This is a genomic window from Mycobacterium sp. 1245499.0 (genome assembly GCF_001673615.1).
GTDB classification, from domain to species: Bacteria; Actinomycetota; Actinomycetes; order Mycobacteriales; family Mycobacteriaceae; genus Mycobacterium; species Mycobacterium europaeum_A.
Genome location: NZ_LZMG01000354.1, coordinates 19,113 through 42,998, shown reverse-complemented (window position 1 = coordinate 42,998; position 23,886 = coordinate 19,113). Strand labels below are relative to the sequence as shown.

Sequence of the window (23,886 nt, the reverse complement as noted above, 5' to 3'; positions counted from 1 at the left end):
GCTACCGATTAGCGAACGGCGAAATTACCCGAGACTTCGGTCGAAACAGGGAGCAGACGGAGGCGTTGCTCGCCGAAGTTCTCAAAAGTGTAAAGCTCACCTAGTGGAGTGTCCCCACTGACCGCGTTGTGACCAGCGGCGTCAATGCGATTATGGTTCGGCGAGCAACGCCTCCGTCTGCTCCCTGTTTCGACCGAAGTCTCGGGTAATTTCGCCGTTCGCTAATCGGTCGACGACCGCGCCAACATCAAGGAGTCCCCTTAAATATTTCTTGTCATCCCAAAGAAATTTGTTGAACGAGGCAAGTGCTCGTTCAGCTTTTGCTTCCGTCCTTTCGATCTTGTCTGCCTGCTGCGATCCAGTGAATGCAGTACGAACGCCAGCAAGCAGGTGGTATCGCGCCGGCTTGAACCTCCGATCGATTTGTTCATTGCGGAAGAACTGGTCGAGTTTGCAATACGCATACGCAGCCGAGTAAAAGTACGCTGGGTGGTTCGCGCCGATAAATACTTCAGTTTTGGCGCGGTCACGAAGGTCGCCGTAATATCGAGCGGCCGTGTGGGGTACCTTTTGATACATGGACGCAAATGACTGCAGAAGGTTTCGAAGCGTTATAACTCGCCAAGCCCCGCGAACTTGCTGTGATCCTGCCCATTGCTTGGACCTACGCTCATAGTAGATACGGTGACCCTCATCCGCTCTGTAGGCATTGAAGTACTGCTCGATCGCCTTCTGTTCGTCAAGTAATGCGAGAAGGTTTTCTTTACTGACCTGCGTTTGTTGATTTGTGGCAGTAGTGATGGACTTCGCCACCTCATCGTCAGCTGTCACAATTAAGCGGAAAGGCACATGAACGCCCTTTAAAAACTCCCTCTCCGCGTACAGGACATGGCTCGTTTGGCAGCCATTCACTACCTGATAGTCCTCAAGCGTAAATCGGTCACCAGTCGTCTTGAGAGCCCTCGCGACAACCGTTACGCCATTGTTTAGGACACAGAAGCGCTTTCGATCGCTGGACCTTAAAGTCCTCCGAATATCGGCGTTTACATCGACGTCGCCTTGGAAATCGCGTACGTTGTCATAGAATAATGCTTTGCGAATCTCGCCTTCCTCGTCAGTGATTAATTCGAGCAATTGATCTGCAGGGAGGATTCCCAGAAAGGCTTGCTCAACCTGCGGCATTTCAGGGAGCGTCGTCTTACTTTCGAAGAGGATTGTCGTTTGTAGCCCTCGATCAATTGCCCTCCAGTTCGTTTGTACCTCTGGCGCACCCCAGGTGTGGAAATCGGCACGCGATATGAGGTTAGAGTCGAGTAGGAAGTTCTTGGTTTGAGCAATCTTTTTCAACAGAGGGTCTGGAGACTCCCACTTGCCCGTGGTGACGTAATAAAGTCGGACTATTGGGTTCTCGACGAAACGATCCGAGTGTTCCCACAACATGTTGACCATTTCAGAAAATTCCGGTAGCACATCGGAATGATCACTCGTAACAAGTGAAGCAGCGGTATCCGCGAAAACGCTGAAGTCGCCGAGTTCGAATTTCGCAGATGTTTTGGCCTGAATGAAAACTAAGTCTGCTCGGATGGAGTCGGTTTCCGATAGAACGTCCTCAAGCTCTGCGTAATCTTCTACCAAGCTACCGTTCACCGAGAGTGCGACCGCGTCAACGCCTTGCACGCCATCGCCCACGCAGAAGTCATCGGCCGAGAAACTGCCCCCATATATCTTGGACAATGCAATATGCGCAACGAAGCGCTCGAATTGCTGACTCTCGCTAAGCCTCCCGAGTCCTGCACCGTCCACGTAGGTCTTCAGAAGGCCCTTCGTAACTCGATCCACGCAAACCTTCCCTAAAGCCAGATCGCAATGAGACTAACCCCTCAAAGCAACCTAAACCACGGCTGCGATGGACGGCATCACGCCGCACCCCTGCAAAAGGCGGCTATCGCCCGGAAGTTGCCCAACCACTGTACAAACATAGGCTGACCTGGTGCCCCCGGCAGGATTCGAACCTGCGGCCTTCTGCTCCGGAGGCAGACGCTCTATCCCCTGAGCTACGGGGGCGCACGTACCTGTTGCGCCATGGGGCTTTCGAACAAGCACGGACAGACTAACGCATCCAAGCGGCCGCCCCGTCACCGCAATGGATTCGGGGTGGGGGCGCACCAGCCAATAGGATGGACGCTCGTGACCCCCGCTGACCTGGCTGAGCTGCTCAAGACCACCGCCGCCGCGGTGTTGGCCGAGCGCGGGCTCGATGCTGCCGCGCTGCCGCCGACGGTCACCGTGGAACGTCCCCGCAATCCCGAGCACGGCGATTACGCCAGCAACCTGGCGCTGCAGCTGGGCAAGAAGGTCGGTGCCAACCCCCGCGACCTGGCCGGATGGCTCGCCGAGGCGCTGGCCTCCGCCGACGGCGTCGCCTCGGCCGAGGTGGCCGGACCCGGCTTCATCAACCTGCGCCTCGAGGCGTCGGCGCAGGCCGTCGTCGTCACCAACGTCATCGACGCCGGCGACCGATACGGCCACTCCGACGCACTGGCCGGACGCAACATCAACCTGGAATTCGTCTCGGCCAACCCCACCGGGCCGATCCACATCGGCGGGACCCGCTGGGCCGCCGTCGGCGACGCGTTGGGGCGGCTGTTGTCCACACAGGGCGCCGCGGTGGTGCGCGAATACTATTTCAACGACCATGGCGCGCAGATCGACCGGTTCGCCAGCTCGCTGATCGCCGCGGCCAAGGGCGAGCCCACCCCCGAAGACGGGTACGCGGGCGCCTACATCAACGACATCGCCGCTCAGGTGCTGCAGAAGGCGCCCGACGCGCTGAGCCTGCCCGACGACGAGATGCGCGAGACCTTCCGCGAGATCGGCGTCGACCTGATGTTCACCCACATCAAGGAGTCGTTGCACGAGTTCGGCACCGACTTCGACGTCTACACCCACGAAGACTCGATGCATACCAAGGGCCTGGTCGACCAAGCCATCGGCAGGCTGCGCGAGACCGGCAACATCTACGAGAAGGACGGCGCAACCTGGTTGCGCACCAGCGCCTTTGGTGACGACAAGGACCGCGTCGTCATCAAGAGCGACGGCAAGCCCGCCTACATCGCCGGTGACATCGCCTACTACCTGGACAAGCGCCAGCGCGGCTTCGACCTGGCCATCTACATGCTGGGGGCCGACCACCACGGATACATCGCCCGGCTCAAGGCCGTGGCGGCGGCGTTCGGCGACGACCCGGCCGCCGTCGAGGTGCTCATCGGGCAGATGGTCAACCTGGTCCGTGACGGCCAGCCGGTCCGGATGAGCAAGCGGGCCGGAACGGTGATCACGCTGGACGACCTGGTGGAGGCGATCGGCGTCGATGCGGCGCGCTACAGCCTGATTCGCTCCTCGGTGGACACCCCGATCGACATCGACCTCGCGCTGTGGTCGTCGGCGTCGAATGAAAACCCGGTCTATTACGTGCAATACGCGCATGCCCGACTCTCGGCGCTGGCCCGCAACGCGGCCGAACTCGGCCTGATCCCCGGCGGCGCCGGTTTTGAAGGCCACCTCGAGTTGCTCAGCCACGACAAGGAGGGGACGCTGCTGCGCACCATCGGCGAGTTCCCGCGGGTGCTCGACACGGCGGCCACCTTGCGCGAACCCCACCGGGTGTGCCGGTACCTGGAAGACCTCGCCGGCGACTACCACCGGTTCTACGACTCCTGCCGGGTCTTGCCGCAGGGCGATGAGCAACCGAGCGACCTGCACACCGCACGCCTGGCGCTGTGCCAGGCGACCCGCCAGGTGATCGCCAACGGCCTGGCGATACTGGGCGTCACGGCTCCGGAGCGAATGTGAACGTTCACCCCGCCGGCCCTCGGCACGCCGAAGAGGCCCGCCACGCCGAAAGCCCGCTGCGGCCGCAATCCCCCGAGGAGTTGCTGCTGCTGGCGCCGAACGTGTGGCCGCGCAACACAGTTCGCAATGACGATGGAGTCGCCGCCATCGCGGGAGTCCCGGTGACCGACCTGGCCCAGGAGTACGGCACCCCGCTGTTCGTCGTCGACGAGGAAGACTTTCGGTCCCGCTGTCGCGAGATCGCGACCGCCTTCGGTGGCGGCACGAACGTGCACTATGCCGCCAAGGCGTTCCTGTGCAGCGAGATCGCGCGCTGGATCGACGAAGAAGGGCTGTCGCTCGACGTGTGCACCGGCGGTGAACTGGCCGTCGCGTTGCACGCCAACTTCCCACCGGAGCGGATCACCTTTCACGGCAACAACAAATCCGTCGCCGAACTGACGGCGGCGGTCAAAGCCGGTGTCGGGCATGTCGTTTTGGACTCGATGATCGAGATCGAACGCCTCGATGCCATCGCGGCCGAGGCGGGCATCGTCCAGGACGTCTTCGTGCGTCTCACGGTCGGCGTCGAGGCGCACACCCACGAGTTCATCTCCACCGCACACGAGGACCAGAAGTTCGGCCTGTCGTTGGCCAGCGGTGCGGCCCTGGACGCCGTGGGCAAGGTATTCGAGACCCAGCACCTGCGGCTGGTGGGTCTGCACAGTCACATCGGTTCGCAGATCTTCGACGTCGCCGGCTTCGAAATCGCCGCGCACCGGGTCATCGGCCTGTTGCACGACGCCGTGGAGCGGTTCGGTGTCGACAAGACGGCGCAGATCTCCGCCGTGGACCTCGGTGGCGGGCTTGGCATTTCCTACCTCGCCGCCGACGATCCGCCGCCGATGGGTGAGCTGGCCGCCAAGCTGAGCGCGATTGTGCGCAACGAGTCGGCGGCCGTCGGACTGCCGACCCCGCGGCTGGTGGTCGAGCCCGGGCGCGCGATCGCTGGGCCGGGCACCATCACGCTCTACGAGGTGGGCACCGTCAAGGACGTCGACGTCAGCGCCACCGCACACCGGCGCTACGTCAGCGTCGACGGCGGTATGAGCGACAACATCCGCACCGCCCTGTATGACGCGCAGTACGACGCCCGGCTGGTCTCGCGGCTCAGCGATGCGCCAGCGGAGTTGGCTCGTGTCGTCGGAAAGCATTGCGAGAGCGGCGATATCGTGGTGCGCGACACCTGGGTTCCCGGCGATCTGCGGCCCGGCGACCTGCTCGGGGTGGCCGCTACCGGCGCCTACTGCTATTCATTGTCGAGCCGTTACAACATGATCTGCCGCCCCGCCGTCGTCGCGGTGCGCGACGGCCGCGCGCGTCTGATCTTGCGGCGCGAGACGGTCGACGATCTCCTAAGTCTGGAAGTGAGGTGAAACTGTGCCCCGTGACGAAAAGCCGGTCGGTGTAGCGGTACTCGGGTTGGGCAACGTCGGCAGCGAAGTTGTCCGAATCATCGAGGACAGCGCCGATGACCTCGCCGCCCGTGTCGGCGCACCCCTGGTGTTGCGCGGCATCGGAGTGCGCCGCGTCGCCGATGACCGCGGTGTCCCGGTCGAACTGCTCACCGACGACATCGAAGAGCTCGCCGCGCGCGACGACGTCGACATCGTCGTGGAACTGATGGGGCCGGTGGAACCGGCCCGCAAGGCCATCCTGTGCGCCCTCGAGCACGGTAAGTCGGTCGTCACCGCGAACAAGGCGCTGCTGGCCACCTCCACCGGCGAGCTGGCGCAGGCCGCCGAAAGCGCGCACGTGGACCTGTATTTCGAGGCGGCCGTCGCGGGCGCCATTCCGGTCATCCGCCCGCTCACACAGTCGCTGGCCGGCGACACGGTGCTGCGGGTGGCCGGCATCGTCAACGGCACCACTAACTACATCTTGTCCGCGATGGACAGCACCGGCGCCGACTACGACGCGGCGCTGGCCGAAGCCAGCGCGCTGGGCTACGCCGAGGCCGACCCCACCGCCGACGTCGAGGGCTACGACGCGGCGGCCAAGGCCGCGATCCTGGCGTCCATCGCCTTCCACACCCGGGTGACCGCCGACGACGTCCACCGCGAGGGCATCACCAAGGTCACCCCGGCCGACTTCGAGTCGGCCCGGGCCCTCGGTTGCACCATCAAGCTGCTGTCCATCTGCGAGCGCATCACGACCGACGATGGCCAAGAACGGGTTTCGGCGCGCGTCTATCCGGCGCTGGTGCCGCTGTCACACCCGCTGGCCACGGTCAACGGCGCGTTCAACGCGGTGGTGGTCGAGGCGAAGGCCTCCGGCCGGCTGATGTTCTACGGTCAGGGCGCTGGCGGCGCGCCCACCGCGTCCGCGGTGGCCGGTGACATGGTGATGGCCGCGCGCAACCGGGTGCTGGGCAGCCGCGGGCCGAAGGAATCCAAGTACGCCCAACTGCCCATCGCACCAATGGGTTTCATCTCCACGCGCTACTACGTCAGCATGAACGTCGCCGACAAGCCCGGCGTGCTGTCCTCGGTCGCGGCCGAATTCGCCAAGCGCGAGGTGAGCATCGCCGAAGTTCGTCAGGAAGGCGTCGCGGACGAGGATGGACGACGGGTGGGCGCCCGCATCGTGGTGGTCACCCACAGCGCCACCGATGCCGCGCTGTCCGAAACCGTGGAGGCGCTGGCCGATTTGGATGTCGTGCAGGGCGTGACCAGCGTGCTGCGACTGGAAGGGACCACCCTATGAGCGCCCCGCGCACCGCCGTCCACAAACCGTGGCCGGGTCTCATCGAGGCCTACCGGGATCGGTTGCCCGTGGGCGACGACTGGACCCCGGTCACCCTGCTCGAGGGTGGCACCCCCCTGATCGCGGCGCGTCGGCTCTCGGAAAAGACCGGCTGCAGCGTGCATCTCAAGGTCGAAGGCCTCAATCCCACCGGCTCGTTCAAAGACCGGGGCATGACGATGGCGGTCACCGATGCGCTGGCGCGCGGTCAGCAGGCGGTGCTGTGCGCGTCCACCGGAAACACCTCGGCGTCGGCGGCGGCCTACGCGGCGCGCGCCGGCATCACCTGCGCGGTGCTGATACCGCAGGGCAAGATCGCGATGGGCAAGCTCGCGCAGGCGGTCATGCACGGCGCCAAGATCATTCAGATCGACGGCAACTTCGACGATTGTCTGGAGTTGGCCCGCAAGATGGCCGCCGACTTCCCGACCATCGCATTGGTCAACTCGGTCAACCCGGTGCGCATCGAGGGCCAGAAGACGGCGGCGTTCGAGATCGTCGACGCGCTGGGAACCGCGCCCGACGTGCACGCCCTGCCGGTCGGCAACGCGGGCAACATCACCGCGTACTGGAAGGGATACACCGAGTATCACCACGAAGGGCTGATCGAGAGGTTGCCGCGCATGCTGGGCACCCAGGCGGCCGGTGCGGCCCCGCTGGTGCATGGCGCGCCGGTAAAGAACCCGGAGACCATCGCGACCGCCATCCGTATCGGCGCGCCCGCGTCGTGGACGGCGGCCGTTGACGCGCAGCAGCAATCGAATGGCCGGTTCCTGGCCGCGACCGACGAGGAGATCCTGTCCGCCTATCACCTGGTGGCCGAGTCCGAAGGCGTGTTCGTCGAACCGGCCTCGGCGGCCAGCATCGCCGGACTGCTCAAGGCCGTCGACGACGGTTGGGTGGCCCGCGGGTCGACGGTCGTGTGCACGGTGACCGGCAACGGCCTCAAGGACCCCGACACCGCGCTGCGCGACATGCCGACCGTGACCCCGCTGCCGGTGGACCCGGGCTTGGTGGTCGAAAAGCTGGGGCTGGCCTGACAAATGTGCGCGCTCGCAACGAAGGGCTGTTGATGACCCCGATGCTGCCCGCGGGGCTGGTGGCCAGCGCGGTGGTGTCGGCGTCCAGCGCCAACCTCGGTCCCGGCTTCGACAGCATCGGCCTGGCGTTGAGCCTCTATGACGAAATCACCGTCGAGACAACCGATTCCGGCTTGGTGGTGTTGGTCGAGGGCGAGGGGGCGGGTCAGCTGCCGGTAGGTCCGGAGCACCTGGTGGTGCGTGCCGTGGAATGTGGGCTGCGGGCCGTCGGGGTCCGCGCACCGGGCCTTCTGGTGCGTTGCCGCAACGCCATCCCGCATTCGCGCGGCCTCGGCTCGTCCGCGGCCGCGGTGGTCGGCGGGCTGGCGGCCGCTAATGGCCTTGTCGCACAGGCGGATTCAAATCCCCTCAGCGAGACCCAGCTGATCCAGCTGTCCTCGGAGTTCGAGGGTCATCCCGACAACGCGGCGGCCGCCGTCCTGGGCGGTGCGGTCGTGTCGTGGGTGGACCGCGGTGGTGATCGCCCCGCGTACGCGGCGGTGCCGCTACGACTGCACCCCGATATCCACCTGTACTCGGCGATTCCCGAGGAACGCTCGCTCACCGCGGAGACCCGCGTGCTGCTGCCCGCGCAGGTCAGCCACGAGGACGCCCGCTTCAACGTCAGTCGCGCGGCGTTGCTGGTGGTGGCGCTGACCGAGCGCCCCGACCTGCTCATGGCGGCGACCGAGGACGTGTTGCACCAGCCGCAGCGCGCACCGGCCATGCCCGCCTCGGCGGAATATTTGCGGCTGCTGCGGCGTCATAACGTTGCGACGACGCTCTCCGGGGCCGGACCATCGCTGATTGCGCTGACCACGGCGTCGGAGCTCCCCTCCGAAGTGGTGGAGTACGGGGCGACACACGGATTTGCCATCACCAAAATGACGGCTGGCGAACCTGTTCGCTGGAGCCCGGGGGTCACCGTCGTCGGTTGATCCACAGCGTGGCCGGAGGGTTTGCTTGCTTCCGACAGGGATGGGGGCTATCCTCGGAGCCGTCCAGCAATCGCAGCATCTGCATCTGCATCCATACTGCCTTGCCGCTAGGACAACACCAATTCTTCTTGTGGACGAGGTTCGCCGTTTACTCCGCCGATCCAGGCGATCACCGTTGCAGAGTCGATGATTGGGCGCACTCGGCAATTGCCTGAATGCAACGAACCCCCCGTATGACCTGATCAGCGGGGGAAGAAAGGAAATCCGTGACTGATACGGACCTGTTCACGGCTGGCGAAAACACTGACGCCAATCAACTGTCGAATGCCGTGACTGACACTCCAGACGCGAAACCCGCCGTCTCGGGAGGTGCACTGTCCACGATGGTGCTGCCCGAGCTGCGCGCGCTGGCCAATCAAGTTGGCGTCAAAGGGACGTCGGGCATGCGTAAGAACGAACTGATCGCCGCGATCAAAGAAGTCCGGGGACAGGCCAATGGCGTTCCGGCCAATGGCACTAAGACCGCTGAGGACAGCGGCAAGTCGGACATCAACGACAACGCCAAGAACGGCACCGAAAGCGCAGAAGCGCCGGCCGCCAAGGGCGACCAGAACGGCGCCAGCACCGAGACGCCCCGCCGCGAACGACGCGGCGCCTCCCGCGAGGCCGGTTCGGCCGGCCGCGGCAACGACGAGGCCGACCGCGAGGGCTCGGGCGGCCGTGAGGGCGCAGCCACCGGTGAGGCCGAGCGGCGCCAGAAGCCCAAAAACGACAACCAGAACGACGACCGCGGCCAGGACGGCGGCGGCAACGACCAGGATCAGAATTCGGGCGGCCAGCAGGGCCGCGGCGGTTCCAACCAACAGGACGACGACGGCGAGGGCCGTCAGGGCCGGCGGGGACGCCGCTTCCGCGACCGCCGCCGCCGGGGCGAGCGATCCGGCGAGGGTGGCGACACCGAACTGCGCGAGGACGACATCGTCCAGCCGGTAGCCGGCATCCTTGACGTTCTCGACAATTACGCCTTCGTGCGCACCTCCGGCTACCTGGCCGGCCCGCACGACGTCTACGTGTCGATGAACATGGTGCGCAAGAACGGCCTCCGTCGCGGTGACGCCGTCACCGGCGCGGTCCGCGTGCCCAAGGAAGGCGAACAGCCCAACCAGCGGCAGAAGTTCAACCCGTTGGTGCGCCTGGACAGCGTCAACGGCGGCTCGGTCGAGGACGCCAAGAAGCGTCCCGACTTCTCCAAGCTGACGCCGTTGTACCCCAACCAGCGCCTGCGTCTGGAGACCACCAGCGACCGGCTGACCACCCGGGTCATCGACCTGATCATGCCGATCGGCAAGGGCCAGCGCGCGCTGATCGTGTCGCCGCCCAAGGCCGGTAAGACCACGATCCTGCAGGACATCGCGAACGCGATCACCAAGAACAACCCGGAATGCCACCTCATGGTCGTGCTCGTCGACGAGCGTCCCGAGGAGGTCACCGACATGACCCGCTCGGTCAAGGGTGAGGTCATCGCATCGACCTTCGACCGGCCGCCGTCCGACCACACCTCGGTCGCCGAGCTGGCGATCGAGCGGGCAAAGCGGCTGGTCGAGCAGGGCAAGGACGTCGTCGTGCTGCTGGACTCGATCACCCGCCTCGGGCGCGCGTACAACAACGCGTCGCCGGCGTCGGGCCGGATCCTGTCCGGTGGTGTCGACTCCACCGCGTTGTACCCGCCCAAGCGGTTCCTGGGTGCGGCCCGCAACATCGAGGAAGGCGGATCGCTGACCATCATCGCCACCGCGATGGTCGAGACGGGCTCCACCGGTGACACGGTCATCTTCGAGGAGTTCAAGGGCACCGGTAACGCCGAGCTGAAGCTGGACCGCAAGATCTCCGAGCGGCGGGTCTTCCCCGCGGTCGACGTCAACCCGTCCGGTACGCGCAAGGACGAGCTGCTGCTCTCGCCGGACGAGTTCGGCATCGTGCACAAGCTGCGCCGCGTGCTGTCGGGGCTGGACTCACACCAGGCCATCGACCTGCTGATGTCGCAGCTGCGCAAGACGAAGAACAACTACGAGTTCCTGGTCCAGGTGTCCAAGACAACCCCCGGGATGGACAACGACTAACCCGGTCCGCCGGCGGCCGTGACACGTAAACCACGCACCCGACACGCCGCGTGCGATCGTCGTGGTCTATGTCTCGCGCCGGCCACCCACGGGCCGGGAATGCCAGGGGGCGTCCCCGTGTTTTGGGAGGACAGGGGTTGACCTGGCATAATCACGCTCGACACGATCGAAGAGGAATCATGAAAGCTGACATTCACCCCGCCTACGCGGAGACCACGGTGCTCTGCGGTTGTGGCAACACCTTCCAGACGCGCAGCACCAAGGACGGCGGCCGCATCGTCGTCGAGGTCTGCTCGCAGTGCCACCCCTTCTACACCGGCAAGCAGAAGATCCTGGACAGCGGTGGCCGGGTGGCCCGCTTCGAGAAGCGCTACGGCAAGCGCAACGCCGGAGCTGCTGCCGACAAATAGCTCGGATACCGACGCCCGAACTGTGCGACTCCTCGCACGGGCCGGGCGTCGGTTTGCGTTTGCGGCAACGACGGGCGAAACGGGGCAGGAGGTAAGGCAGTGACCAAACCGGTACAGACCATAGACGTGCTGCTGGCCGAGCACGCCGACCTCGAACGCCGGCTGGCCGACCCCGAATTGCACAGCAATCCCGACGAGGCGCGCAAGGCCGGACGCCGGTTCGCCCGGCTGGCCCCAATCGTGGGCACCTACCGCAAGTTGGCGGCCGCCCGCGACGACTTGGAGACGGCGCGAGAGCTGGCCGCCGACGACGCCTCCTTCGCCGCCGAGGTCACGGATCTGGAAGCCCAGGTGGCCGAGCTGGACACCCAGCTCACCGACATGCTGGCCCCGCGCGACCCGCATGACGCCGACGACATCGTCCTCGAAGTGAAATCCGGTGAGGGCGGCGAAGAGTCGGCCTTGTTCGCCGCCGACTTGGCCCGGATGTACATCCGCTACGCCGAGCGGCACGGCTGGACCGTCACCGTGCTGGATGAGACCACCTCGGATCTGGGCGGCTACAAGGACGCGACGCTGGCCATCGCCAGCAAGGGCGATAGCGCCGACGGGGTCTGGTCCCGGATGAAATTCGAGGGTGGAGTGCACCGGGTGCAACGCGTCCCGGTGACCGAATCCCAAGGCCGCGTTCACACTTCGGCGGCTGGCGTGCTGGTGTATCCCGAACCCGAAGAAGTCGGCGAGGTGCAGATCGACGAGTCGGACCTGCGCATCGACGTCTACCGCTCGTCGGGCAAGGGCGGCCAGGGCGTCAACACCACTGACTCCGCGGTGCGCATCACGCACCTGCCCACCGGCATCGTCGTCACCTGCCAGAACGAGCGCTCGCAGCTGCAGAACAAGGCCCGCGCCCTGCAGGTTTTGGCCGCCCGTCTGCAGGCCCTGGCCGAAGAGCAGGCGCTCGCCGATGCCTCGGCGGACCGGGCCAGCCAGATCCGCACGGTGGACCGCAGCGAGCGCATCCGCACCTACAACTTCCCGGAGAACCGGATCGCGGATCACCGCATCAACTTCAAGTCGCACAATCTCGATCAGGTCCTCGACGGTGACCTGGACGCCCTGTTCGACGCCCTGGCCGCCGCCGACAAGCAGAGCCGGCTGCAACAGGCATGACGTCGCGCGACGATGCAGAGTGAAACGATGAGGAGAAGCGCGACAACCCACCTCAGCCTGCGGCGCACGATCGACGATGCTGCGGCCACCCTTGCCGAGGCGGGAATCGATTCTGCGCGTTGGGATGCCGAACAGCTGGCCGCGCACCTGGCGGGCACCGATCGCGGACGCCTATCCCTGCTCGACCCGCCGGACGCGGACTTCCTGGGGCGCTACCGCGATGTCGTGGCCGCGCGCTCGCGACGTGTTCCCCTGCAACATCTGCTGGGGACCGCGGCGTTCGGGCCCGTCCTCCTGCACGTCGGCCCCGGGGTTTTCATACCCCGCCCGGAGACCGAAGCGCTGCTGGAATGGGCTAGGGCACAACAACTTCCGCCGCGACCTGTCATCGTCGACCTGTGCACGGGGTCGGGCGCCCTGGCGGTGGCGCTGGCCCACCACTTGCCCGGGGCGCGAATCGTCGCCATCGACAACTCTGACGCCGCCCTCGAGTACGCCCGCCGCAACGCGCAAGGCACGGAGGTCGAGCTGATCTGCGCCGACGTCACAGAGCTGGCCGGCGAGCCGGGCCCGCTCGCCGATCTGGATGGCCGGGTCGACCTGGTGGTGGCCAACCCGCCCTACGTTCCCGATGGTGCTGTGCTGGATCCCGAAGTCGCGCAACATGATCCGCACCAGGCCGTCTTCGCCGGCCCGGACGGAATGGCGGTGATCGCGCCGCTGCTGAGCCTCGCCGGTCGCTGGCTGTGTCCGGGAGGACTCATCGGCGTCGAGCACGATGACACCACCGCGGCGCAGACCGTGGAATTGTTCGACCGCACAGGGGCATTCGACGACGTCCGGGCCCGCCGAGACCTGACCGGGCGGCCACGGTTCGTCACGGCCCGCAGGAGAGCGGAACGGGGGAGGGGCGGCGCCCATGACTGACGTCTTCGACTGTGCGGATCCCGATCAGCGCTCACTCGGAATCGCCGCCGCCGCGGCAGCGCTCAAGGGTGGCCGCCTGGTTGTCATGCCGACCGACACGGTCTATGGGATCGGCGCCGATGCGTTCAACAGCGCGGCGGTCTCCGCGCTGCTGTCGGCGAAGGGGCGCGGGCGCGACATGCCGGTGGGCGTGCTGGTCGGCTCCTGGCACACCATCGAGGGGCTCGTGTACACCATGCCGGACGGGGCCCGCGACCTGATCCGCGCCTTCTGGCCGGGCGCGTTGAGCCTGGTGGTCACCCAGGCGCCGTCGCTGCAGTGGGACCTCGGCGACGCGCGCGGCACCGTGATGCTGCGCATGCCGCTGCATCCCGTGGCCATCGAGCTGCTGCGCGAAGTCGGGCCCCTGGCGGTGTCCAGCGCCAACATCTCCGGCCGTCCGGCCGCCCTGGACGCCGGCGAGGCGCGCAGCCAGCTCGGCGATCTGGTCGACGTCTACCTGGAAGCGGGTCCGTCCGCCCAGGGGGCGGCATCCACGATCGTCGACCTGACCGGGGCCACGCCGCGGATTCTGCGGCCGGGCCCGGTGAGCGCGGAGCGGATCGCGGAAGTGCTCGCCCTCGATCCGGAAAGCCTCACCGCCCAGGGCTGACTGGAGCGGTTGTCGAGGTCCCAGGTTTGTCCAGTACGGTCTCGGTGATGTCCAGCGACGTGACCAACCTTGCCGGTGGTTTACTCGCGCTGGGCGACCGCGGCGCCGGTGTCCCGCTTCGCGAACTGGCGCTGGTCGGGCTGACCGCGGCGATCATCACCTACTTCGCCACCGGCCCGGTGCGGGTGCTGGCCACCCGGCTGGGCGCGGTCGCCTATCCGCGCGAGCGCGACGTCCACGTCACGCCGACCCCCCGGATGGGCGGGCTGGCGATGTTTCTCGGCGTCATCACGGCCGTCTTTCTGGCGTCCCAGCTTCCGGCGCTCACGCGTGGGTTCGTCTACTCCACCGGTATGCCCGCGGTCCTGGTGGCCGGCGCGGTCATCATGGGCATCGGCCTCATCGACGACCGTTGGGGCCTCGACGCGCTGACCAAGTTCGCCGGCCAGATCACCGCTGCCAGCGTGCTGGTCACCATGGGCGTGGCGTGGAGCGTCCTGTACATCCCTATTGGCGGCGTGGGCACCATCGTGCTCGATCAGGCCTCGTCGATCCTGCTGACCCTGGCGCTCACCGTGTCGGTCGTCAACGCGATGAACTTCGTCGACGGGCTCGACGGCCTGGCGGCCGGGCTGGGACTGATCACCGCGCTGGCCATCTGCATGTTCTCGGTCGGGCTGCTGCGCGATCACGGCGGGGACGTCTTGTTCTACCCGCCCGCGGTAATCTCGGTGGTGCTCGCCGGGGCATGCCTGGGCTTCCTGCCGCACAACTTCCACCGCGCCAAGATCTTCATGGGCGACTCCGGTTCGATGCTGATCGGCCTGATGCTGTCGGCCGCGTCCACGACGGCCGCCGGGCCCGTCTCGCAGAACGCCTACGGCGCGCGCGACGTGTTCGTCCTGCTGTCCCCGTTCTTGCTGGTCGCGGCCGTCATCTTCGTGCCGATGCTCGATTTGCTGCTGGCGATCGTGCGCCGCACACGCGCGGGCCGCAGCGCGTTCAGCCCCGACAAGATGCATCTGCACCATCGGTTGCTGCAGATCGGTCATTCGCACCGCCGGGTGGTGTTGCTGATCTATCTGTGGGTGGGGATCGTCGCGTTCGGCGCCGCCAGCACAATCTTTTTCCGTCCGCGTGATACCGCCGCGGTGATGCTTGGCGCCATCGTGGTGGCCGGCATCGCGACGGCGATCCCGCTGTTGCGCCGGGGCGACGACTACTACGACGAAGGGTAGTAGTGGGGTCCGGCATGTGGTACGGTGCTGGTAGAACCCCAAAAAGCCGCGCAGGCTACCGGCCCATCGGAGGTCAATCCGACCGGGCTGGTTCAAGACCGGCCTCGGGAGATACCCCTTGGGTGATTCAAGTGTGACGTGCGATACGCTCGGCGGACCACCGATCAGTCGGTCGGGGGGTTCCCGTTCCATCAACCTGGGATTGAGGTGCTGCAGTGACGACACCAGCGCAGGACGCGCCGTTGGTGTTTCCCTCTGTTGCTTTCCGTCCGGTTCGGCTCTTCGCGATCAGCATTGCCATCACTGCGGTGGCGGTGCTCGCCGCCGGGCTGTCCGGCCACCTGATGGTCGGCGTCTTCTTCGGCGTCGGACTTCTCCTGGGTTTGCTCAACGCAGTATTGGTGCGTCGCTCGGTTGAATCGATCACCGCCAAGGACCACCCGCTGAAAAGGTCAATGGCGGTCAACTCGGCGTCACGGCTGGCCATCATCACGGTCTTCGGGCTGATCATCGCCTACGTCTTTCGCCCCGCCGGCCTGGGCGTCATGTTCGGGTTGGCGCTTTTCCAGGTCCTGTTGGTTGCCTCGACAGCGCTCCCGGTGTGGAAGAAGCTGCGCGCGGGTGACTGGGCGGAGCCATCGGACGGCGCCGAAGGCGGCGTGATCGCAGGGTCGGACGGAACGGAAGATAAGGAACAGCAACGATGACTGGCACGACGTTCCTGGCCGAGTCGGCAATCGAGGTTGGCGAGCACAATAAGGCCACGTGGCTTGGCCTGACCGTCAACACCGACACGATTCTGTCGACCGCGATCGCCGCGGTGATCGTGCTCGGGCTGGCCTTCTTCTTGCGCGCGAAGATCACTTCCAAGGGCGTGCCGAGTGGCGTTCAGCTGTTCTGGGAGGCGATCACCGAACAGATGCGCGGACAGATCGAGAGCGCTATCGGCATGCGGATCGCCCCGTTCGTGCTGCCGTTGGCCGTCACGATCTTCGTGTTCATTCTGATCTCCAACTGGCTGTCGGTCCTCCCGCTGCAATACAAGGACAAATCCGGGCACGCGAGCGAGCTGCTGAAGTCGGCGGCGGCGGACATCAATTACGTTCTGGCGCTGGCCCTTTTCGTCTTCGTCTGCTATCACGTGGCGGGCATCTGGCGCCGCGGCATAATCGGGCATCCGCTGGCGGTGGTCAAGGGTCACGTGGCGTTCCTGGCGCCGATCAACCTCGTCGAAGAGCTCGCCAAGCCCATCTCGCTGTCGCTCCGACTTTTCGGCAACATCTTCGCCGGCGGCATTCTGGTCGCGCTGATCGCGATGTTCCCGCCGTACATCATGTGGGCGCCCAACGCGATCTGGAAGGCCTTCGACCTTTTCGTCGGGGCGATCCAGGCCTTCATCTTCTCGATCCTGACCATCCTGTACTTCAGTCAGTCGATGGAGATCGAGGACCACCATGACTGAGACGCCCATGAATTGTTTTGTCCCACGCACCATTACAGAGGCTCGGTAGACCGCTACCGGATAAGCCCCAAATAAAGGAGGAAAGAATGGCAGGCATGGACCCTCAAATCGCTGCCGCCGCTCTCATCGGCGGAGGCCTGATCATGGGTGGCGGTGCGATCGGCGCCGGCATCGGTGACGGCATCGCTGGTAACGCGCTGGTTTCGGGTATCGCCCGGCAACCCGAGGCGCAGGGCCGGCTGTTCACGCCGTTCTTCATCACGGTCGGTCTGGTCGAGGCGGCCTACTTCATCAACCTGGCGTTCATGGCGTTGTTCGTCTTCGCTACCCCGGTCAAGTAATTCGCTGCAATGCGTGACGCGAGTCTGAGCATTTTGGCATCCAGCCAGGTGGTGGCCGAGGGAGGCAACAACTTCCTCGTCCCCAACGGCACCTTCTTCTTCGTGCTGGCGATCTTCCTGATCGTGCTGGCCGTCATCGGCACATTCGTCGTGCCGCCGGTGATGAGGGTCTTGCACGAGCGCGAGGCCATGGTCGCCAAGACGGCTGCTGACAACAAGAAGGCGACCGAGCAATTCGAAGCGGCCAAGGCCGACTACGAAGAAGCCCTGAGCGAGGCGCGGGTTCAGGCCTCGTCGTTGCGCGACAATGCCCGCGCCGAAGGTCGTAAGGTGGTCGAAGACGCGCGCGCCCGTGCCGAACAACAGGTGATGTCGACGTTACAAATGGCATCCGAGCAATTGAAGCGGGAGAGGGACGCCGTGGAGCTGGATCTGCGTGCCAATGTGGCGTCGATGTCGGCGACGTTGGCAAGTCGCATCCTCGGCGTCGACGTCGCCCCCGCCGCCACGACCACATCCGCAACCAAGACATCCGGACGGTAAATACGTATGTCGACTTTCATCGGCCAGTTGGTGGGCTTTGCAGCCATCGTGTTTCTGGTGGTGCGCTATGTCGTGCCGCCGGTGCGTCGGCTGATGGCCGCGCGGCAAGACGCCGTGCGCCAACAGCTGAAAGACGCTGCGACGGCGAGCGATCGGCTGACCGAGTCGACCACGGCGCACACCAAGGCCGTGGAAGATGCGAAGACGGAGGGCGAACGGGTGGTCGAGGAGGCCCGGACCGACGCGGGCCGCATCGTCGAGCAGTTGCGGGCCCAGGCCGATGTCGAGTCCGATCGCATCAACGCACAGGGCAGCCGTCAGGTCGATCTCTTGCGGACCCAGTTGAGCCGGCAGCTCCGGTTGGAACTCGGCCACGAAGCGGTGCGCCAGGCGGGCGAGTTGGTCCGCAACTACGTCGCCGACTCCGAACAGCAGTCGGCCACCGTCGACCGGTTCCTCGATGAACTCGACGAGATGGCGCCCGTTGCGGCTGACGTCCAGTATCCGTTGATGACCAAGATGCGTTCGTCGAGTCGCATCGCGCTGGGCAACCTGTCGGACAAGTTCGGCACCCTAGCCAAAGACCTTGACAACAAAGGGCTTTCGACTGTCTCCGGTGAGCTGGTAGAAGTTGCTCAGATGCTGGACCGCGAGATCGTCGTCACGCGGTATCTCACCGTTCCCGCCGAGGATGGCGCCCCCAGGGTCCGGTTGATCGAAAGACTGGTCTCCGGCAAGGTCGGCGACGCGACGCTCGAGGTGCTGCGCGCGGCGGTCTCGGAGCGTTGGTCGGCCAACTCCGATCTGGTCGATGCCATCGAACACGTGTCTCGGCAGGCGCTGCTCGAAGTCGCCGAACGCGAGGACAAGGTCGACGAGGTCGAAGAACAGCTGTTCCGGTTCTCCCGCGCCCTCGACGCGGAGCCGCGGCTGGCGATCCTGCTGGGCGACTACTCCGTTCCGGTGGAAGGGCGAGTCGGCCTCCTGCGCAAGGTGCTTGAGAGCGCGAGCGGACGGGTCAATCCGATCACGATGGCACTGCTGACCCAGACTGTGGAGCTGCTGAGGGGCCAGAACGCCGACGAGGCCATCCAGTTCCTGGCGGAGGTTGCGGTGGCGCGCCGCGGCGAGATCGTGGCGCAAGTCAGCGCCGCAGCCGAACTCAGCGATGCGCAGCGCACCCGCCTCACCGACGTGCTCGGCCGCATCTACGACCACCCGGTGGCGGTGCAGCTCCAGATCGATGCCGAACTGCTGGGCGGGCTGCTCATCTCCGTGGCCGACGAAGTGATCGACGGAACGCTCGCTTCTCGACTTGCCGCGGCCCAGGCTCAATTGCCCGACTAACCACCATCGACCAATCACAATCCCACGCGAACCAAGATCAAGTAGGAAGACGAATAGCCATGGCCGAGTTGACCATCTCCGCTGAGGACATCCAGAGCGCCATCGAGGAGTACGTAGGCTCCTTCACGTCCGACACCGCCCGCGAGGAGGTCGGCTCGGTCATCGAGGCCGGGGACGGTATCGCGCACGTCGAGGGTTTGCCCTCCGTCATGACCCAAGAGTTGCTCGAGTTCCCCGGCGGGGTCCTTGGCGTCGCCCTGAACCTCGATGAACACGACATCGGCGCGGTGATCCTGGGTGACTTCGAGAAAATCGAAGAAGGCCAACAGGTTAAGCGCACCGGCGAGGTCCTGTCGGTGCCCGTCGGCGACGCGTTCCTAGGGCGCGTGGTCAATCCGCTCGGCCAGCCGATCGACGGCCAGGGCGACATCGATACCGACATTCGCCGCGCGCTGGAGATCCAGGCGCCGTCGGTGGTGCAGCGGCAGAGCGTGAGCGAGCCGCTGCAGACCGGGATCAAGGCCATCGACGCGATGACCCCGATCGGGCGCGGCCAGCGCCAGCTGATCATCGGTGACCGCAAGACCGGCAAGACCGCCGTCTGCGTGGATACCATCCTCAACCAGCGGGAGAACTGGGAGTCGGGCGACGAACGCAAGCAGGTGCGCTGCGTGTACGTGGCCATCGGCCAGAAGGGCACCACGATCGCCTCGGTCCGACGCGCGCTCGACGAGGGTGGCGCCATGGACTACACCACCATCGTGGCGGCGCCGGCATCCGACTCCGCCGGCTTCAAATGGCTTGCGCCGTACACGGGTTCGGCGATTGCCCAGCACTGGATGTACGAGGGCAAGCACGTGCTGATCGTCTTCGACGACCTGAGCAAGCAGGCCGAGGCCTACCGCGCCATTTCCCTGCTGCTCCGCCGTCCGCCGGGTCGCGAGGCGTACCCCGGCGACGTCTTCTACCTGCACTCCCGCCTGCTGGAGCGTTGCGCCAAGCTGTCCGACGACCTCGGTGGCGGCTCGCTGACCGGGTTGCCGGTTATCGAGACCAAGGCGAACGACATCTCGGCCTACATCCCCACCAATGTCATCTCGATCACCGACGGCCAGTGCTTCCTGGAATCCGACCTGTTCAACCAGGGCGTGCGGCCGGCCATCAACGTCGGTGTCTCGGTGTCCCGCGTGGGTGGTGCGGCGCAAATCAAGGCCATGAAGGAAGTCGCAGGCTCGTTGCGTCTAGACCTGTCGCAGTACCGGGAGCTGGAGTCCTTCGCCGCATTCGCCTCAGATCTGGACGCGACGTCCAAGGCCCAGCTGGAGCGCGGTGAACGCCTGGTCGAGCTGTTGAAGCAGCCTCAGTACCAACCCATGCCGGTTGAGGAGCAGGTGGTGTCGATCTTCCTGGGCACCGGCGGTCACCTGGACTCGGTGCCCGTCGAGGACGTCCGACGTTTCGAGACCGAGCTGCTGGATCACATGCGGGCCTCGGAAGAGAAGTTCCTGGCCGGCGTCCGCGACAGCGGCAAGCTCTCCGAAGAGGGCGAGAACCAGCTCACCGAGATCATCAACAACTTCAAGAAGGGCTTCGCGGCCACCGGTGGCGGCTCGGTCGTGCCCGACGAGCACGTCGAGCCCCTGGACGAAGAGGATCTGGAGAAAGAGTCCGTACAGGTCAAGAAGGAGAAGCCGAAGGACAAGAAGGAATCCAAGGATTCCAAGGCCTCCGGCAAGGACAAGAAGTAGCTACCGATGGCGGCAACACTTCGCGAATTACGGGGCCGGATCCGTTCGGCCGGGTCGATCAAGAAGATCACCAAGGCCCAGGAGATGATCGCGACCTCGCGCATCGGCAAGGCGCAGGCCCGGCTGGAATCCGCCCGGCCTTACGCATTCCAGATCACGTCGATGCTCACCACGTTGTCCTCCGAAGCCGCTTTGGACCATCCGTTGTTGGTCGAGCGTGACGAGCCGAAGCGCGCCGGCGTCCTGGTGGTGTCCTCGGACCGCGGTCTGTGCGGCGCGTACAACTCAAGCATCTTCCGCCGTGCCGAGGAACTGTTCTCGTTGCTGCGGGAGGAGGGCAAGACACCCATCGTTTACACGGTGGGCCGGAAGGCGCAGAACTACTTCAAGTTCCGCAACTGGGACATCACCGAATCCTGGACGGGTTTCTCCGAGCAGCCCCAGGTGGAGAACGCCCAGGAGATCGCGTCCACTTTGGTCGAGAGCTTCATGGCCGGGGTCGGCGATGACGAGTCACAGGACGACCAGGGCGTCGACGAACTGCACATCGTCTACTCGGAATTCAAGTCGATGATGTCGCAGGCCGCGGTGGCCCATCGGATCGCTCCGCTGGTCATGGAATACGTCGAGGACACCGACGAACTCCACACCTTGTACTCGTTCGAACCAGACGCCACAACGCTTTTCGACGCGCTGCTGCCGCGGTATGTGACGACCAGGGTGTATGCCGCGTTGCTCGAATCGGCGGCATCGGAGCTCGCGTCGCGTCAACGAGCGATGAAGTCGGCGACCGACAACGCCGACGACCTGATCAAAGAGCTGACGTTGATGGCGAACCGGGAGCGCCAGGCTCAGATCACCCAGGAGATCAGCGAAATCGTCGGCGGCGCAAACGCGCTCGCCGACGCTCAGTAGCACACGAGGAAGAAGAAAAATATGGCTGCTACTACTGAAAGCACCGAGAAGACCGACAAGAAGTCGACCAAAGCCGACACCAACGGCCGCATCGTACGGGTGACCGGCCCCGTCGTCGACGTCGAGTTCCCGCGCGGCTCGGTACCCGAGCTATTCAACGCTCTCAACGCGGAGATCACGTTCGAGGAGCTCAAGAAGACCCTGACACTCGAGGTTGCGCAGCACTTGGGCGACAACCTCGTTCGGGCAATCTCGCTGCAGCCCACCGACGGCCTCGTGCGCGGCGTTGAGGTCACTGACTCCGGAAAGTCGATCTCGGTGCCGGTCGGTGAGGGCGTCAAGGGGCACGTCTTCAACGCCTTGGGCGACTGCCTGGATAAGCCAGGGTACGGCGAGGAGTTCGACCACTGGTCAATCCACCGCAAACCGCCGCCGTTCGAGGAGCTCGAGCCCCGCACCGAGATGCTCGAGACGGGTCTGAAGGTCGTCGACCTGCTCACCCCGTACGTGCGTGGTGGCAAGATCGCACTGTTCGGCGGTGCGGGCGTGGGCAAGACGGTGCTGATCCAGGAGATGATCAACCGTATCGCCCGAAACTTCGGTGGCACTTCGGTTTTCGCCGGCGTCGGTGAGCGCACCCGTGAGGGCAACGACCTGTGGGTCGAACTCAAGGAAGCCGACGTGCTCAAGGACACCGCGCTGGTGTTCGGTCAGATGGACGAGCCGCCCGGCACCCGCATGCGGGTGGCCCTGTCCGCGCTGACCATGGCGGAGTGGTTCCGTGACGAGGCCGGCCAGGACGTGTTGCTGTTCATCGACAACATCTTCCGGTTCACCCAGGCCGGATCCGAGGTCTCGACGCTGCTCGGTCGTATGCCGTCCGCGGTGGGTTACCAGCCGACGCTGGCCGACGAGATGGGCGAGTTGCAGGAGCGCATCACCTCGACGCGAGGCAAGTCGATCACGTCGATGCAGGCCGTTTATGTGCCCGCCGACGACTACACCGACCCGGCGCCGGCGACGACATTCGCGCACCTGGACGCCACCACCGAGCTCTCTCGAAACGTGTTCTCCAAGGGCATCTTCCCCGCGGTGGACCCCCTGGCGTCGAGCTCGACCATTCTGGACCCGAGTGTTGTCGGTGACGAGCACTACCGCGTTGCCCAGGAAGTCATCCGAATCTTGCAGCGGTACAAGGACCTGCAGGACATCATCGCGATCCTCGGTATCGACGAGTTGTCCGAAGAGGACAAGCAGCTCGTTCAGCGTGCACGACGGATCGAGCGATTCCTGTCGCAGAACATGATGGCGGCCGAGCAGTTCACCGGTCAGCCCGGTTCGACGGTACCGCTGAAGGAGACCATCGAGGCGTTCGACCGCCTAACCAAGGGCGATTTCGACCACATCCCGGAGCAGGCGTTCTTCTTGATCGGCGGCCTGGACGACTTGGCGAAGAAGGCCGAAAGCTTTGGCGCCAAACTGGATTCCTGAGGCGTGAGCGAAAAGGCTCTGAAAGGCTCGTGGCATGGCGGATTTGAACGTTGAGATAGTCGCCGTCGATCGAAAGATCTGGTCGGGTGAGGCGACGTTTCTGTTCACCCGTACCACCGTCGGTGAGATCGGCATCCTGCCGCGGCACATCCCGCTGGTAGCGCAGTTGGTCGACGATGCAATGGTGCGCGTCGAACGAGACGGTGAAGACGATCTGCGGATCGCGGTGGACGGCGGATTTCTGTCCGTCACCGAGGAATCGGTGACAATCCTCGCCGAATCCGCCGAGTTCGAGTCGGAGATCGACGAAAGCGCCGCCAGAGAGGCTTCCGAGTCGGACGACCCGCGTATCGCCGCCAAGGGGCGCGCAAGGTTGCGCGCCGTCGGCGCGATCGACTAACCGCCTCGGTCCAGACGATGAGCGCGCCCATGGTTGGGATGGTCGTGCTGGTCGTCGTGCTGGCAGGCGCCGTCGTCGCGCTGAGCTATCGATTGTGGAAGCTGCGCCAGGGCGGCACGGCGGGGATCATGCGAGACATTCCCGCGGTCGGAGGCCACGGCTGGCGCCATGGCGTAATCCGTTACCGCGGTGGGGAAGCCGCGTTCTACCGATTGTCCAGTCTGCGATTGTGGCCGGATCGACGGCTGAGCCGGCGAGGCGTCGAGATCGTCTCGAGGAGGGCGCCACGCGGCGACGAGTTCGACATCATGACCGACGAGATCGTCGTCATCGAGCTGCGTGACACCACCCAGGACCGCAGGTCCGGCTACGAGATCGCGCTCGACAAGGGCGCGTTGACGGCGTTTTTATCCTGGCTGGAATCGCGTCCGTCGCCGCGGTCCCGCCGGCGCGGCCTCTAGCCGCG

21 protein-coding genes, 1 tRNA gene and 1 pseudogene are annotated in these 23,886 nt (G+C 65.2%); 21 read left to right on the top strand and 2 right to left on the bottom strand.

Features of this window, described 5'->3' with window-relative positions; genetic code table 11:
* Positions 1-150: 150 nt before the first annotated feature.
* Entirely contained in the window at positions 151-1,839 is a 1,689-nt protein-coding gene (locus A5646_RS22155; protein WP_067024203.1) for an AIPR family protein, read from the bottom strand.
* Between the two features lie 149 nt (positions 1,840-1,988).
* Positions 1,989-2,064, bottom strand: a tRNA-Arg gene (locus tag A5646_RS22150).
* Positions 2,065-2,187: 123 nt separating this feature from the next.
* On the opposite strand from A5646_RS22150, the gene argS reads away from it, so the two are divergent.
* The 21 genes and pseudogenes from argS (at position 2,188) to A5646_RS22045 (ending at position 23,881) form a co-directional block, all read left to right on the top strand.
* Positions 2,188-3,852 carry an arginine--tRNA ligase gene (argS, locus tag A5646_RS22145; RefSeq protein WP_067024200.1) on the top strand — a complete coding sequence of 555 codons (1,665 nt, stop codon included), beginning with the start codon at positions 2,188-2,190 and terminating at the stop codon, positions 3,850-3,852.
* A 56-nt stretch (positions 3,853-3,908) separates the two neighbouring features.
* Positions 3,909-5,267 carry a diaminopimelate decarboxylase gene (gene lysA, locus A5646_RS22140; protein WP_197498045.1) on the top strand — a complete coding sequence of 453 codons (1,359 nt, stop codon included), beginning with the start codon at positions 3,909-3,911 and terminating at the stop codon, positions 5,265-5,267.
* Between the two features lie 4 nt (positions 5,268-5,271).
* Positions 5,272-6,597, top strand: coding sequence for a homoserine dehydrogenase (locus A5646_RS22135; RefSeq protein WP_067024195.1), 1,326 nt, complete (start codon positions 5,272-5,274; stop codon positions 6,595-6,597).
* Positions 6,594-7,676 carry a threonine synthase gene (gene thrC, locus A5646_RS22130; protein ID WP_067024190.1) on the top strand — a complete coding sequence of 361 codons (1,083 nt, stop codon included), beginning with the start codon at positions 6,594-6,596 and terminating at the stop codon, positions 7,674-7,676. The genes A5646_RS22135 and thrC overlap by 4 nt, the downstream gene beginning before the upstream one ends.
* A gap of 41 nt (positions 7,677-7,717) precedes the next feature.
* The gene (gene thrB / locus A5646_RS22125) at positions 7,718-8,653 is read left to right on the top strand and encodes a homoserine kinase (protein WP_066873644.1); all 936 of its coding nucleotides are present in this window, start codon (positions 7,718-7,720) and stop codon (positions 8,651-8,653) included.
* 266 nt (positions 8,654-8,919) lie between these two features.
* Complete coding sequence (gene rho / locus A5646_RS22120) at positions 8,920-10,773, top strand: transcription termination factor Rho (protein ID WP_067024188.1); 1,854 nt, start codon at positions 8,920-8,922, stop codon at positions 10,771-10,773.
* A 179-nt stretch (positions 10,774-10,952) separates the two neighbouring features.
* Positions 10,953-11,183: a 50S ribosomal protein L31 gene (gene rpmE / locus A5646_RS22115; protein ID WP_066873624.1), complete on the top strand. Its 231-nt coding sequence runs from the start codon at positions 10,953-10,955 to the stop codon at positions 11,181-11,183.
* Positions 11,184-11,282: 99 nt separating this feature from the next.
* Positions 11,283-12,356 carry a peptide chain release factor 1 gene (gene prfA, locus A5646_RS22110; protein ID WP_066876624.1) on the top strand — a complete coding sequence of 358 codons (1,074 nt, stop codon included), beginning with the start codon at positions 11,283-11,285 and terminating at the stop codon, positions 12,354-12,356.
* 27 nt (positions 12,357-12,383) lie between these two features.
* Positions 12,384-13,283 carry a peptide chain release factor N(5)-glutamine methyltransferase gene (prmC, locus tag A5646_RS22105; protein WP_231998455.1) on the top strand — a complete coding sequence of 300 codons (900 nt, stop codon included), beginning with the start codon at positions 12,384-12,386 and terminating at the stop codon, positions 13,281-13,283.
* On the top strand, positions 13,276-13,935 hold the full coding sequence (locus A5646_RS22100) for an L-threonylcarbamoyladenylate synthase (protein ID WP_067024182.1): 660 nt from the start codon (positions 13,276-13,278) through the stop codon (positions 13,933-13,935). Before prmC ends, A5646_RS22100 begins: the two co-directional genes overlap by 8 nt.
* Positions 13,907-15,173: pseudogene (locus A5646_RS22095) on the top strand (glycosyltransferase family 4 protein). Before A5646_RS22100 ends, A5646_RS22095 begins: the two are co-directional and overlap by 29 nt.
* 215 nt (positions 15,174-15,388) lie before the next feature.
* Positions 15,389-15,880: an ATP synthase subunit I gene (locus tag A5646_RS22090; protein WP_066864568.1), complete on the top strand. Its 492-nt coding sequence runs from the start codon at positions 15,389-15,391 to the stop codon at positions 15,878-15,880.
* Positions 15,877-16,635 (top strand): F0F1 ATP synthase subunit A, encoded by a 759-nt coding sequence (gene atpB, locus A5646_RS22085; protein ID WP_066864573.1) that lies wholly within the window; start codon positions 15,877-15,879, stop codon positions 16,633-16,635. Before A5646_RS22090 ends, atpB begins: the two co-directional genes overlap by 4 nt.
* A 95-nt stretch (positions 16,636-16,730) precedes the next feature.
* Positions 16,731-16,976: a F0F1 ATP synthase subunit C gene (locus A5646_RS22080; RefSeq protein ID WP_065052998.1), complete on the top strand. Its 246-nt coding sequence runs from the start codon at positions 16,731-16,733 to the stop codon at positions 16,974-16,976.
* 9 nt (positions 16,977-16,985) lie between these two features.
* On the top strand, positions 16,986-17,519 hold the full coding sequence (locus A5646_RS22075) for a F0F1 ATP synthase subunit B (RefSeq protein WP_066864576.1): 534 nt from the start codon (positions 16,986-16,988) through the stop codon (positions 17,517-17,519).
* Positions 17,520-17,525: 6 nt separating this feature from the next.
* Entirely contained in the window at positions 17,526-18,866 is a 1,341-nt protein-coding gene (locus tag A5646_RS22070) for a F0F1 ATP synthase subunit B/delta (RefSeq protein WP_066877011.1), read from the top strand.
* A gap of 59 nt (positions 18,867-18,925) precedes the next feature.
* The gene (atpA, locus tag A5646_RS22065; protein WP_066864582.1) at positions 18,926-20,614 is read left to right on the top strand and encodes a F0F1 ATP synthase subunit alpha; all 1,689 of its coding nucleotides are present in this window, start codon (positions 18,926-18,928) and stop codon (positions 20,612-20,614) included.
* A 6-nt stretch (positions 20,615-20,620) separates the two neighbouring features.
* Positions 20,621-21,529, top strand: coding sequence for a F0F1 ATP synthase subunit gamma (locus tag A5646_RS22060; RefSeq protein WP_066864584.1), 909 nt, complete (start codon positions 20,621-20,623; stop codon positions 21,527-21,529).
* A 21-nt stretch (positions 21,530-21,550) separates the two neighbouring features.
* On the top strand, positions 21,551-23,020 hold the full coding sequence (atpD, locus tag A5646_RS22055) for a F0F1 ATP synthase subunit beta (protein WP_066864587.1): 1,470 nt from the start codon (positions 21,551-21,553) through the stop codon (positions 23,018-23,020).
* A gap of 34 nt (positions 23,021-23,054) precedes the next feature.
* Entirely contained in the window at positions 23,055-23,420 is a 366-nt protein-coding gene (locus A5646_RS22050; protein WP_066864590.1) for a F0F1 ATP synthase subunit epsilon, read from the top strand.
* A 17-nt stretch (positions 23,421-23,437) separates the two neighbouring features.
* Positions 23,438-23,881 carry a DUF2550 domain-containing protein gene (locus tag A5646_RS22045; RefSeq protein ID WP_066864592.1) on the top strand — a complete coding sequence of 148 codons (444 nt, stop codon included), beginning with the start codon at positions 23,438-23,440 and terminating at the stop codon, positions 23,879-23,881.
* The last annotated feature ends 5 nt before the right edge of the window (positions 23,882-23,886 follow it).